Genomic DNA, 14,152 nt, shown 5'->3' on the forward strand with positions numbered 1-14,152 from the left:
ACTTTTCAAATTTTCTGGAAGGAGTGTCAGAAATTGAGTGCTACAGAACAGGATAAAAAAGAACGATTTAAACTTCTTTTAGAACAAGTTGGGTTAAGTGACGTGTCGACTTTTACTGATTACACGAATGAAACGCAGATTGAAAAATTGATAGCAGATAAAGCGACGAAAACATGGCAATTCCATTTAAAAACGGCGCGAATTTTCCCGCAAGAGTTCTATCAAATGCTTGATACGGGGATGAAACGTGCATTTAGTGAGATTGCGGAAACAAAACTGCGAATTATAACAACCGATGCGCGCTTGGAAGAAGCGCTCATTCAAGATTACTGGAACATGATTATCGAGCCGATTTTTAAAACGTCACCAATGATTGGTCAGGTGTTGATGGAGCAAAAACCGACTTTGAAAGAGCCGCATTTTTTGGAGATTTCGGTTCATAATGAAATGGAGCAAACTAAAATAGCGCAGAGCTTTCAAAATCAGATTCTAGACGCCTACCGTGATGCGGGATTCCCGCGTCTTGCTTTCCGGATGAATATTTTAGCTCAAGAGGAAACGGAAGCTTATAAGGCATTTGCGAAGGCGAAACAAGAAGAGGATGCGATGAAGGCACAAGAAGCCGTTCAGGTGATGCAAAAGCGCCAGATGGAGGCAGCGTCTTCTGATACTCAGGCTGCACCGCTTGAAGGTCCGTTCCAAATTGGTTATAAAATTAAAGATGATGAAGAAGTGAAGCGGTTAGGCGATATTTATGATGAGGAGCGCCGTATTACGGTGCAAGGTTACATTTTTGCGACGGAAATTCGCGAGCTTCGGAGTGGTAGGAGCCTGCTTCAATTTAAAATAACAGATTATACAAGTTCCATGATTATTAAAATGTTTTCACGCGATAATGATGATGCGGCGATGTTTCAAAACCTTAAAAAAGGTATGTGGGTAAAAGTTCGTGGAAGCGTGCAAAATGATACATTTGTCCGTGACTTAATTATGATGGCTCAAGATATTAATGAAATTGCGCCAAAAATTCGTCAGGATAAAGCAGAGGAGAAACGTGTTGAATTACATTTGCATACGAACATGAGTCAAATGGATGCGACAAATTCCATTAGTGATTTAGCAAAACAAGCAGCGGATTGGGGACATAAAGCCATAGCGCTTACAGACCATGCAGCGGCACAATCGTTCCCAGAAGCTTATGCGGCTGGTAAGAAAAACGGCATCAAGATGATTTATGGTATTGAAGCCAACTTAATTGATGACGGCGTTCCAATTGCTTATAACGACCAACATACAGGGTTAAAAGATGCAACTTATGTGGTGTTTGACGTTGAGACAACAGGGCTTTCCGCAGTTTACGATACGATTATCGAGCTTGCCGGCATTAAAATGTATAACGGGGAAGTCATTGATAAATTTGAAGCGTTTATTGACCCTGGTCATCCACTTTCGGCAACAACAATTAATTTAACAGGGATTACAGACGATATGGTGAAAGGTTCCGACCCGATTGAAGTCGTCTTGAAAAACTTCCGTGATTGGTGCGGTGATGACATTTTAGTTGCCCATAACGCATCATTTGATATGGGCTTCATCAACACAGCATACCGTAAAATTGGGTTGCCTGACGCACCAAATGCGGTAATTGATACGCTTGAGTTAGCCAGATTTTTATATCCGCACTTTAAAAACCACCGACTAAATACGCTGACGAAAAAGTTCAACATTATACTCGAACAGCATCACCGCGCAATTTTTGATGCTGAAGCAACGGCATATTTGGCGTGGAAACTTATTAAAGATGCAAAGGAAATGCATGATATTGATTTTCACGACGCGCTAAACAATTATATGGGAGAAGGCGACGCTTACAAACGTGCACGCCCGTTCCACGCGACCATTTATGCTAAAACTCCTGAGGGTTTAAAGAATTTATTTAAACTGGTTACGCTGTCTAATTTGAATTATTTCTTCCGTGTGCCGCGTATTCCGCGCTCACAGCTGCAAAAATTGCGTGAAGGCTTAATTGTGGGGACGGCTTGTAGCCAAGGTGAGCTGTTTGAAGCTATGATGCAAAAAGGTATGGCTGAGGCTGAAAAGGTGGCTGGTTTTTATGATTTCATTGAAGTTCAACCAAAACCCGTTTATGCCCCGCTTATTGAACGCGAAATGATTCGCGATGAGAAAGCATTAGAAGAAATTTTGAAAAATATTGTCAAAGTGGGAGAAAAAACTGGAAAACCTGTTGTGGCGACTGGAAATGTGCATTATAAAGACCCAAATGATAAAATTTACCGTAAAATTTTAGTCCATTCTATGGGCGGTGCGAATCCTTTAAATCGAACGGAAATGCCAGATGTGCACTTCCGTTCAACGGATGAAATGCTTGCTGAATTTAGTTTTTTAGGAAGTGAGAAGGCGCATGAAATTGTTGTAGCGAATTCTAATCTCGTTGCCGACTGGATAGAGGAATTAAAGCCGATTAAAGATGAACTTTATACACCTAAAATTGAAGGCGCTGAAGATGAAGTCCGCAACATGAGCTATGAGATGGCTCACAAATTGTACGGCGAAAAGCTGCCTGAAATTGTGGAAGCGCGTCTTGAAAAGGAATTAAAAAGTATTATCGGACACGGGTTTGCGGTTATCTATTTAATTTCCCATAAGCTTGTTAAAAAATCACTCAATGATGGTTACTTGGTAGGATCTCGTGGGTCTGTTGGTTCGTCTTTTGTAGCTACTATGACCGAAATCACCGAAGTAAATCCACTCCCGCCGCATTATTTGTGTCCGAACTGCCAGCATTCCGAGTTTTTTGACGATGGGTCTGTTGGCTCTGGTTTTGACCTCCCAGATAAAGTTTGTCCGCACTGTGGAACGAAATATCAAAAAGAAGGGCAGGATATTCCGTTTGAGACGTTCCTAGGCTTCAAAGGGGATAAAGTACCCGATATTGATTTAAACTTCTCTGGTGACTATCAACCCGTTGCGCATGCGTACACGAAGGAAATTTTCGGTGAGGACTACGTATATCGTGCGGGAACAATCGGCACAGTTGCGGAGAAAACCGCTTTCGGCTTTGTTCGCGGATATGAACGAGATATGAATATGAATATTCGCGGAGCAGAAGTGGACCGACTCGTCGCAGGGTGTACGGGTGTTAAACGTACAACTGGACAGCATCCGGGCGGTATTATCGTAATTCCGGATTATATGGATGTTTATGATTTCACACCGGTGCAATTCCCAGCGGACGCAACAGATTCAGAGTGGAAAACAACGCATTTTGACTTCCACTCGATTCATGATAACGTGTTAAAACTCGATATACTTGGACACGATGATCCGACTGCCATTCGGATGTTGCAAGATTTAAGTGAAATTGATCCAAAAACGATTCCAACCGATGACCCAGAAGTCATGAAATTATTCGGTGGGACTGAATCACTTGGTGTTACCCCGCAAGATATTGATTCAAAAACAGGAACGTTAGGCATCCCGGAATTTGGAACACGTTTCGTACGGCAAATGCTCGAACAAACAAAACCAACAACATTTTCTGAACTCGTACAAATTTCTGGTCTTTCTCACGGGACAGATGTATGGCTTGGCAATGCAGAAGAACTTATAAAAAACAAAATTTGTGAGCTCCCTGATGTAATCGGTTGTCGTGATGATATTATGGTATTTTTAATTTATCAAGGCTTAGACAGTTCGCTTGCGTTTAAAATCATGGAATCTGTGCGTAAAGGGAAAGGCTTAACGGAAGAAATGGAAACGGCGATGATTGAAAATAAAGTACCTGCTTGGTACATCGATTCTTGTAAAAAAATCAAGTACATGTTCCCGAAAGCCCATGCGGCTGCCTATGTACTGATGGCCGTTCGAATTGCGTATTTTAAAGTTCATCATCCGCTTTACTTTTATGCGACTTACTTCTCCGTTCGCGCAGACGATTTTGATTTAACGGCAATGGTCAATGGACGAGAAGCAGTGCGCGCTGTTATGAAAGAAATTAACGATAAAGGGCTTGAGGCGAGTACGAAAGAGAAAAACTTGCTTACGGTGCTTGAAATTTCAAATGAAATGCTAGCACGTGGCTTTAAATTCCAAAAAGTAGACTTATATAAATCTACTGCAGATGAATTTATCATTGAAGGTGATACGCTCATTCCGCCGTTTAATGCGATTCCAAGTCTTGGGACGAACGTAGCCAAACAAATTGTTGAGGCACGCCTTGATGGTGAATTTTTATCAAAAGAGGATTTACAGCAACGCGGAAAAGTTTCAAAAACAATTATTCAATATATGGATGATCAAGGCTGTTTAGACGGTCTGCCTGATCAAAATCAGTTGTCTTTATTTTAAAGTAAGCTTAGGCTGATGATATATGGTAATCTTAGGCGTTAAAGTTTGCCTACTCGGTGATGCCTAGAATATCAACAATTGTCATCAGTCAAAAAGCGGCTTTTATTCAGTAAAGGTAGTTTTGAAGGAGGAAACATATGGATACCTCAAAACAATTTCGTAAGGCACTATATTATTTAGATAAAGAAAAGGAACTAGAAGCGATTAAAACGCTAAATCAAATTATTCCGGTTGCAAGAAATGAAGCTAACATAGAGGTATTTATTAGGGCAACAGTCGTTTTAGCGGATCTTTCTTACAGGCGTGGAGAGAGATTTTATGAAATGGCAAACAATTTAGCGGAAGTCTTTCAGCTTGAACACGGTTCTTTAGATGATAGTCTGAATGTTGAAATGCAAAAAGCGAATGAATTACAGCAAATTTTTAGCCGATATTTTGAAGAAGAGGGTAACTTTTTTGAGGGGTTAGATTTGAAGACATTTTTTAATAATAGCTATGGTAAGGATGAGTATTTAGATGTCTATCCGACTGATGAAATCATTCAAGAAGTTGAGACGGAGTTAAGGTATAAGTTGCCAGCTTCATATATTTACCTTATGCGCCATGCACAAAATGGTGGAATACCGTTTAAAGAATCTTTCCCTACAAATGAAGTGACTTCTTGGGCGGAAGATTCCACTGCGATTACCGGCATTATGGGGTTAGGTAGACTGGCAGATTGTTCGTTATGTGGCAAGTTTTCTAGCGAGTTTTGGGAATCGGAGTGGGGCTATCCTAAAATTGGTGTAAGTATTTGTGATTGTCCTTCAGCTGGGCACGATATGATTTTTCTTGATTACCGAGAATGTGGTCCTGATGGTGAGCCTAGCGTTGTTCATATTGATCAAGAAGCGGATTATAAAATTACGTTTTTAGCTCAAAATTTTGAACAATTTATTATGGGACTTTATCATAATGAATTTTAAAACCCGGAAATTTAGTATATGCTAAATTTCCGGGTTCTTTTTATTTTATTCCAAGTCCTTTTTTCATAGCAGAAAGAGTGATGTCATTAGACCAGTCTGGACGGTCTGGGTATGCGAAGACTGAGTTTGTTGCAATCCCGTCAAATTTTATTTCTTTTAACTTTTTAAATAAGGCGGTGAAATTGACTTCCCCTTCCCCGATATTTAAATGTTGATGAATCGTCACGTTAGCGTCTGGCGGATTAATTATGTAGCGCAAACCAAATCCCGCTTTATGATTAAGCGTATCCGCAAATAAAACGTGTGTTAAAATATCTTTTGCATCTTCAAGCTGTGTTTCGACGTCCCCAATCCCATCATCATAATAGAATGCGTGAGCTACCGAGTAGACAAGTTTAATCCATTCTTTGTCTAATGCACGAATCATACGAACGGCCTCAATATTTGTTTCGATAAAGTCATTAGGATGTGCTTGTAAATTAAGTTTAATCCCTTCTTTTTCAAATAAAGGAATTAATTCATCCATCGAACGTAAGAAGGCAGCTTCACTTTGAACTGGCTGACTCTTATCGCCACTGAATTCCGTGTTCATTAAATCTACACCAAGTTCAGATGTGATTTCAATGCAACGTTTCCAATTTCTAACAGCTGCAAGACGTTCTTCTTCATTTGGTGATGACCATTGTTGTACGGGTAAAACAGACGAAATTTTAACACCCGTATCTCGGCAGTATTTTTTTAAGTCGGCAATTAATTGTTTATCAACTTTTGGATATTCATAGAACCAAATGAAGTCCTTACGAGGTGAAAGCTCTAAATATTCATAACCTAGGCGGGCAACATGGTCTACGGTATCTTTTAAATTTGTATTGTCTCGGAAATGAGATGGATCATAAGCTAGTTTCATTCATATTCCTCCTTTTAAACATAAAAAGCGGGTTTATCTTGTAAAATAATTGGCTCTTTTTGTCCAGAAGTTTGAGCTTTTACGCATGCATCTGCTGTAACAGAAGCAATATACCCATCCCATGAGGAGGGACCAGTCAATTGTTTGTTTTTACGTACACAATCGATGAAATCCTGAATTTCAACATCATAAGCTGCAACAAAACGATCTTTCCAATCATTTAAAATAGCTTGACTTAATTGCTCTTCTTTTCTTACCGTGATGCTAGGGACTTCAGGTAATTTAATGATTCCTTCTTCACCAATAATTTCACATTGAATATCATAGCCATAAACACAATTTACGAAGACTTCAACTGAAATGACAACACCTTTTTTTGTTTCTAATATAAAAATTTGTGGGTCTTGTAAGTCGTCTCTAGCACGACTGGTTTGTCTTGGGAAGTAGGCTTGAACATTTTTATAGTCATCTTCAAGCAACCAGTGCAGGCAATCAATTTCATGAATTAAGGTATCAGTTACAGCCATGTCTGTTGTATAATTTTCTGCTACAGATGGATTACGATGGGCACATTTCAGCATGAGTGGTGAGCCAATCAAGTGATTTTCCATAGCTTGTTTTAGTTGTTTATAACCAGCATCATAGCGACGCATAAAACCGACTTGAACAAGTCTTGAACCATGCTTCATTTCAGCTTCAATAATTCGGTTACAATCCTCAGCAGTTGTCGCAAGCGGTTTTTCACAAAAAACAAATTTTCCAGCTTCTACGGCTTGGACAACAGTTTCAGCATGAGCCCCACCAAAACTTGTCACAAAAACTGCATCTACGTCGGAAGCAATTAACTCTGTATCAGTTTGGTAAATAGTTGCATTTAAATCAAATTGTTCGTTGACTTGTTTACATGCATCTAAAAATACATCCGTCAAAGCTACAATTTCTGCACCAGCTAATTTATTTGTAACTCTATCAATATGTTCTCGTCCAATGGCTCCAGTTCCTACAACTCCGATTTTTAATGTCATGAGAATTCCTCCTTGATTATTAAATAGGATACGAAAGATAGAAAGCGCTTACTCTTTTTGGCAAGTTTGTAGCCTATACATGATAGGCTAGTTTAATAAGTTTTGGTTAACTATTGATAATTTTGGTTATATTTTCATCATAATTGAACTTTTTATTTTCGTCAAGTAGAATTTTTGGATTAAAAATGAGATTTACGAAATTTTCCTGGTGTTAAGCCACCGTTTGATCGTGAAAACAACCTAATGAAATGTGCTACATTATAAAAACCGCAGTAATCACTGATTTCTTCAATAGGCCATTCTGTTTGTGCTAATAAATTTTTAGCTTGGTGCAGACGAAGTTGAAGTAGGTATTGATGTGGTGAGCTTCCCGTATGTTTTTTAAAAAGACGTGAAAAATAGTAGGGACTTAAATTTGAAATTTGGCCTAGTGAAGCTACGCTAATTTTTTCTCTGTAATGTTCGTTTATATAAGTGATAGCCCGTTTAATCGAAATGGGATACTTACTTGTTGCAAAATGGCGCAATGTACCAAGATGATTTTTTTCAACGAGTGAACCAAGCAATTGATACAGTTTTAAAGAAATTTCGAGATCGTTTGAAGATTTATTTTCAAGAAGTTCAATAATAGCTGGAATTGTATTTTTTTCTTTGGGCAATTGATGAATAAAATTATTTTTTTCAGTCAGTGTTTCATAAAAAGCAGGCACTTGTTCACCATTAAAATGAATAAATTGGAAATTTGTTTTTTCTTGAACAAAATATTGATTTTGTTCTTTGCAATCTAGTAAAACAATGGAGTTTTCGGGGGCTTGGAATGATTTGCCACGGTAAGTAAATTGCATCTTTCCTGTTTTTATCCAAAAGACAATAAAGGAATCCATGTAATTACGGTTAATCGAATAGGGGGCATCTACAAAATATTCACCGCACCAAAAAACATAAAAATAAAGTTTTTTGGCTAAATCCGTTGTTTCAGAAAAATAGATACCTCGCTTGGAAAGAATGCCTGGTTCAATTTTAGGAATATAGGGGTTCAACTTGGTCACCTCATTTACACTTTTGTTGTTTCAAATGTAACCAATTTTTATTAATCTGACAAGAAAATGACTCAAAATATGATAAAAACGCACATTTATATAATTATAAGGCAATTTTTTATAGTGGAAAGTCTCATAAACTGTTTTAAAATGAAAACGGATACAGAATGATAGATTTGGTTAATTTTTGGCTTGAATTCATTCAAGGAGGACATTATGAAAATAGCATTTAATGAAGGGACGACATTTGAAAGTGCGACACTGGAGCAGAATCTTGAGTACTGTGAGAAATATGGATATGACTATATTGAGATTCGGACAATTGATCAATTAAAAGATTACTTAAAGACGCATACATTAGATGATTTAAAGCACTATTTTGACACACATAAAATTAAACCGCTGTCTTTAAATGCAATATGTTTTTTTAACAATCGAACAAAAGAGGATGAGAAGGAGGTCTTTTCCGAGTTTAAGGAATACTTAGATATTTGTCAAAAGCTTGATTGCGAGTATATTTGTGCTGTTCCTTCCAATATTGATGTTACTGAAAAAGGAAAGACAAAGGTAGCTGAAATCAATGAAAGTGCGGTACGTGTTTTACGTGAATTTGCTGATTTGGCCAAACCATATGGTGTTAAAATCGCGCTTGAATTCATTGGTATTCCAGAAAATACAATTCATACATTTAAGCATGCATATCAAATTGTAGAGCAGGTAAATCGTGATAATGTGGGACTTGTTTATGATACTTTTCAATTTACGGGGATGGAATCCAGTTTTTCCGATGTAGAAGAACATATGGCAGATAAGATTTTTATTTTTCATATAAATGATGTAGACGATTATCCTACGGGACAAATGCGTGATACCGACCGTATTTGGCCAGGGCATGGGGTCATTGATTTAGAGAGACATCTACAACTTTTGAAAGATTTAAATTATGATTTTGTTGCTTCTGTCGAGCTTTTCCGTCCTGAATACTATCAAATGAAACCAGAAGAAGTAATACGAAAAGCAAAAGAAACGACAGAAGAAGTGATTCAAAAATATTTTATATAAAAAAAGAGCCGAGTCTGTTCATTCGATTCGGCTTTCTCTTGTTTAATTGAAGGAGCAGACATGGTCATAACGGTTTTTAATCAAACAATTTTATTGCTTTTTTATATGCTAATTGGAGCCATCATGATGCATAAACTCCCATTTACAACAGAAGTAAAGGGTTTTATAAGCTGGTTTCTAACTAACATCGCCTTGCCCTGTGCTATTTTAAACAGTTTTGAGACACCTTATTCAATAGAAATCATAGTGCTTATTGGAAAAAGTTTTGCTGTTTCTTTGATAGTTATCTTACTCACCATGCTATTTGCCCTTTTTTACACCTTTCTTTTTAATAAAAAAGGGATTTCGAGAAGGTTGTGGATGGGGTGTTTTACTTTTTCTAATATTTTATTTATTGGTATGCCAATTGTTTCCGAACTTTTTGGAGCAAAAGGACTAATTGTTTTAGTTGTTTACAACACAGTGGCGAATCTTTTTCTATTTACAGTTGGAATTATGATTTTTTCCGGTCAAAAACAAATCGAATGGCGGAAAATGATTCAAACTCCCGCCTTAATTGCAGCATGTATGGGATTTTTATTTTTCGTGTTAAATATACGTTTTCCGACACCTATTAAAAACTTTATAGAGGTTATAGGGACCATGACAGTCCCCCTCGCGATGATATTAAATGGCGCTTTATTCGCTAGTGTAAGTTTAAAAACAATTATAAAAAACAAAGATAATCTACAATTTTCGTTTTTGAGACTTCTTATTCTACCACTCTGCATGATTCCTTTACTAAAATTAGGTATTCAAGATTCCCTCATTTTAGGTGTTATGGTCCTCGTTTCAGGCATGCCGACAGGTGCATTAAATGCTGTATTTGCCGAACAATATGCACAAAAAGGCGCCAAAGTATCACAATATATCGCGATTTCCACGATAATTAGTTTAGTGACACTACCGTTACTCTTATTTTTTGTATAAAAAAAAACAGAATTGCTCTGTTTTTCTTTCATTTGCAGTAGTTCTATTTCATTTTGAGTAGTTTTATAATTCACCTGTGACAAATTGCGCCCGCCCGTAGCCAAAAGACCAATCTGCATCATCATTTTCTACAATCGAAATCATTAAATCATTTGACGCTAACTTTAAACGATGCTCTAATCGATCTGCGGTGAGTGCATAAAACATTTCTTTTTGTTCGGATGTACGATGCTTACTAATCATACGAATAACAACTACTTCGTTTGAACGGTGAAAGCCTAAACCAGTGTCTAGAATGACCATTTCATTTGGATCATGTTGATGCACAATTTGATAACGGTCTCGTTCAGGCACTTGAAAGGCATCCACAACAGCTGAGTGAATTGTATCAAGCAGTAACTTTAATTCATCATTTGAACGCCCTTTAATAACATCAATAGTAAGAAGTGGCATTTAGAAAAACCCCTTTCATTCTTCAGAACTATAAATTAAATCAATTTTATTTTCCCGACAATATTTATCATAAACAGAAGGAATCTCTTTTGATGTAATAAGGACATCAAAATCTGCCAATGAACTATAAGTGAGAAGGGCAGACTTATCCGCTTTTGTATGATCAACCATAAGAATTTTTTTCTCCGCTTTCTCAACCATTCGTTTTTTCACTTCATACTCTAAAATATCGGAATTCATAACGCCGTGTGAAGCAGAAAAAGCTGTCGCTGCCATAAATGCTTTTGTTACATTATATTTTTGAAAAAAAGACCAATTTTCAATACCAACAAATGATTTTGTCTTCCGCTTAAAAGTTGTACCGATTACAAAAATATTAATATTTTCCATGTCAGCTGCTAAATTAATGGTATCCAGATTATTTGTAATAATCGTAACGTTTTTATCACTTGGGATGTAGTTAACAAGATAACGTGTAGTTGTTCCAGAATCAACAAAAATTAAATCGTTATCTTCAATAAATTGAGCAGCAGCTTGACCAATTTTTTTCTTTTCATCATGATTTGTAATATCACGATTCTCAAATGGAAGCAATTCATTTATGTTTTCTTGTAAGGAGACAACGCCGCCATATACTTTTTTTATTGTGTTTTTTTCAGCGATTTTATTAATGTCTCGGCGGATTGTATTTTTGGAAACACCGAAATAATCACATAAATCATCAAGACTAACTGTTCCTTGTGCATGAATATAATCTTCAATAGCTTGTATTCGTTTGACCTTCACTCACGTCACCTTCTTATTTTTTCTTGAACTTCTATACTATACACTTATATCATATTATCAAAAATTAATCAACATATAACTTTTTTGGGTAAGTTTGATGGTTTTTATCATAATTTTAATAACTTATTTGATTGTATATTGAAATAATAGCTGATAAAAATTGTAAAAGGGTTGACTATATAAACATAATCAACTATTATTATTGATATAATCAAAACATGACACTTGTGGTCAATTTTTGGATAAGTTAATCGAAATGGAGGCATGTTTTTATGTCAGAAGTCAGAAAGATAAAGAATTTTATTGGTGGGAAATGGGTAGAAAGTCGAACAAATCATTTTGAAGATGTGATAAACCCGGCGACTGGAGAAATTATTTGCCAAGTTCCTATTTCTACACGAGAAGAGTTAGATGAAGCGGCAAAAGTGGCTGAATTAGCCTTCAAAAAATGGAGCCAAGTTGCGGTACCAAGACGAGCAAGAATCTTATTTAATTTTCAGCAACTACTTCAAGAAAATAAAAATGAGCTTGCAAAGTTAATTACAATAGAAAATGGAAAAAATTTATCTGAGGCATTAGGCGAAGTCGGCCGTGGGATTGAAAATGTTGAATTTGCAGCTGGGGCACCTACTTTGATGATGGGCGATTCACTTGCAACAATTGCAACAGATGTAGAAGCAGCCAATTATCGCTATCCAATTGGTGTTTGCGGGGGAATTGCCCCGTTTAATTTTCCTATGATGGTGCCTTGCTGGATGTTCCCGGCAGCTATTGCGCTAGGTAATAGTTTTATCTTAAAACCATCAGAGCGAACACCACTTCTTATGGAAAAACTAGCTGATTTATTTACACAAGCTGGGTTACCAGACGGCGTTTTAAATATCATCTACGGAGCACATGACGTGGTGAATGGTATTTTAGAAAATGATACTATTAAAGCTGTTTCATTTGTCGGATCAAAACCTGTTGGGGAATATGTTTATAAAACAGGAAGCGCAAATTTAAAACGTGTTCAAGCATTAACGGGGGCGAAAAATCATACTATCGTTTTAAATGATGCCGATATTTCGGATACGGTTACAAATGTGATTTCAGCTGCATTTGGTTCGGCTGGCGAACGTTGCATGGCATGTGCAGTGGCAACTGTGGAAGATGGTATTTATGATGAATTTGTTGCGGCTTTAAAAGCAAAGGCAAAAGAAATTAAAATGGGGAATGGTTTAGATGACGGTGTTTTCTTAGGACCAGTGATTCGTGAAGAAAATAAAAAACGGACGCTTTCTTACATTGAAAAAGGGGTAGAAGAAGGGGCCAAGTTAACTCTTGATGGTCGAGAAAATAGCTTTTCTACAGGTTTCTTTGTTGGACCAACTATTTTTGAAGAAGTAACGACAGACATGACAATTTGGAAAGATGAAATTTTTGCGCCAGTATTGTCCATTATTCGTGTGAAAAATTTACAAGAAGCAGTAAAAATTGCTAATGAATCAGAATTTGCAAATGGAGCGTGTCTATTTACAGATAGCGCTAAAGCGATTCGTTATTTTAGAGAAAATATTGACGCAGGTATGTTAGGTATTAATTTAGGCGTACCAGCACCGATGGCTTTCTTCCCGTTCTCAGGCTGGAAATCTTCATTTTATGGTACACTACATGCAAATGGAAAAGATAGCATTGATTTCTTTACGCATAAAAAGGTCGTAACGGCTAGGTACGTTCAAAAAGGATATGCAGAATAAAAAGGAGAGAGTCGAGTGAGTAAACTATTACGAAAACCAAAAAAAGAACATTTAGATAAAGGTGTTACACTTGTTCATGATGTTCAAAAGGAAAACTCAGCGCTTAGCTATGTAGCTTTCAGAATGATAGAGCTTGAAAAAGGCGCAGTTTATTCCGAAGAGATCGTGCAAAAAGAAGTTTGTGCTGTTGCACTTACTGGTAAAATAACAATTCAAACGGATTCCGAGACTTTTAATGAAATAGGTACGCGCCATTCAGTTTTTGAAAAAATTCCTACAGATAGTGTTTATGTAGGAAACGGTGGAAAATTGAAAATTATAGGGATAACAGATAGAGCAAAAGTGGCGCTTTGCTATGCCCCGACAGAAAAAAGTTTACCTACTCATTTTATTAAAGCAAGTGATAATTCTATTGAGGATCGCGGGAAGTACCAAAATAAGCGACGTGTGCATAATATTTTGCCAGATGATTCGCCCATTGCGGATTCTGTTTTAGTTGTAGAGGTCTTTACAGAAGGTGGTAATTTTTCGAGTTATCCACCGCACAAACATGACCAAGATAATTTACCAGATGAATCTTTTTTAGAAGAAAGTTATTATCATGAAATGAATCCGAGTCAAGGTTTTGTATTTCAGCGGGTTTATACAGATGACCTTGCAATTGATGAGACGATGACCGTTTTAAATCAAGATGTGGTTCTTGTTCCAGCAGGTTATCACCCAGTAGGTGTACCGGATGGATATACTTCCTACTATTTGAATGTTATGGCAGGTCCCACGCGAATTTGGAAATTCCACAACGACCCAGCTCATGCTTGGATTTTAAATCGTGAATAAA

11 protein-coding genes are annotated in these 14,152 nt (G+C 37.0%); 6 read left to right on the plus strand and 5 right to left on the minus strand.

All coding sequences use genetic code 11. The annotated features are described in order from the left end of the window. The first annotated feature begins 33 nt into the window (after positions 1–33). Together R8923_RS00370 and R8923_RS00375 are read left to right on the plus strand one after the other, a co-directional pair. Complete coding sequence (locus R8923_RS00370) at positions 34–4,368, plus strand: PolC-type DNA polymerase III (protein WP_485870776.1); 4,335 nt, start codon at positions 34–36, stop codon at positions 4,366–4,368. Positions 4,369–4,505: 137 nt separating this feature from the next. Further along, positions 4,506–5,333, plus strand: coding sequence for an SMI1/KNR4 family protein (locus R8923_RS00375; RefSeq protein ID WP_485870777.1), 828 nt, complete (start codon positions 4,506–4,508; stop codon positions 5,331–5,333). Positions 5,334–5,373: 40 nt separating this feature from the next. Here R8923_RS00375 and R8923_RS00380 read toward each other — a convergent pair whose 3' ends face one another. From R8923_RS00380 to R8923_RS00390, 3 genes are all read right to left on the minus strand, one after another. Beyond that, positions 5,374–6,240: a sugar phosphate isomerase/epimerase family protein gene (locus R8923_RS00380; protein WP_485870778.1), complete on the minus strand. Its 867-nt coding sequence runs from the start codon at positions 6,238–6,240 to the stop codon at positions 5,374–5,376. Between the two features lie 14 nt (positions 6,241–6,254). Beyond that, positions 6,255–7,265 (minus strand): bifunctional inositol 2-dehydrogenase/D-chiro-inositol 1-dehydrogenase, encoded by a 1,011-nt coding sequence (gene iolG / locus R8923_RS00385; protein WP_485870779.1) that lies wholly within the window; start codon positions 7,263–7,265, stop codon positions 6,255–6,257. Positions 7,266–7,444: 179 nt separating this feature from the next. Then, complete coding sequence (locus R8923_RS00390; protein ID WP_485870780.1) at positions 7,445–8,314, minus strand: helix-turn-helix domain-containing protein; 870 nt, start codon at positions 8,312–8,314, stop codon at positions 7,445–7,447. A gap of 207 nt (positions 8,315–8,521) precedes the next feature. Between R8923_RS00390 and R8923_RS00395 the strand changes: the two genes are divergently transcribed. Further along, on the plus strand, positions 8,522–9,367 hold the full coding sequence (locus R8923_RS00395) for a sugar phosphate isomerase/epimerase family protein (RefSeq protein WP_485870781.1): 846 nt from the start codon (positions 8,522–8,524) through the stop codon (positions 9,365–9,367). A 60-nt stretch (positions 9,368–9,427) separates the two neighbouring features. Further along, a complete protein-coding gene (locus R8923_RS00400; protein WP_485870782.1) occupies positions 9,428–10,336 on the plus strand; it encodes an AEC family transporter in 909 nt (302 codons plus the stop codon). 63 nt (positions 10,337–10,399) lie between these two features. Here the strand turns inward: R8923_RS00400 and R8923_RS00405 are convergent, their stop codons facing one another. Continuing rightward, the gene (locus R8923_RS00405) at positions 10,400–10,789 is read right to left on the minus strand and encodes a tautomerase family protein (protein ID WP_485870783.1); all 390 of its coding nucleotides are present in this window, start codon (positions 10,787–10,789) and stop codon (positions 10,400–10,402) included. A gap of 15 nt (positions 10,790–10,804) precedes the next feature. Beyond that, positions 10,805–11,575, minus strand: a complete 771-nt coding sequence (locus R8923_RS00410) for a DeoR/GlpR family DNA-binding transcription regulator (protein WP_485870784.1) — start codon at positions 11,573–11,575, stop codon at positions 10,805–10,807. A gap of 272 nt (positions 11,576–11,847) precedes the next feature. Here R8923_RS00410 and iolA point away from each other — a divergent pair, with 272 nt between their 5' ends. Further along, positions 11,848–13,314 carry a methylmalonate-semialdehyde dehydrogenase gene (gene iolA, locus R8923_RS00415; protein ID WP_485870785.1) on the plus strand — a complete coding sequence of 489 codons (1,467 nt, stop codon included), beginning with the start codon at positions 11,848–11,850 and terminating at the stop codon, positions 13,312–13,314. Positions 13,315–13,329: 15 nt separating this feature from the next. Next, the gene (gene iolB / locus R8923_RS00420) at positions 13,330–14,151 is read left to right on the plus strand and encodes a 5-deoxy-glucuronate isomerase (protein ID WP_485870786.1); all 822 of its coding nucleotides are present in this window, start codon (positions 13,330–13,332) and stop codon (positions 14,149–14,151) included. Position 14,152 lies beyond the last annotated feature (1 nt).

This window comes from Listeria tempestatis (assembly GCF_963575625.1).
Taxonomy (GTDB): Bacteria; Bacillota; Bacilli; order Lactobacillales; family Listeriaceae; genus Listeria; species Listeria tempestatis.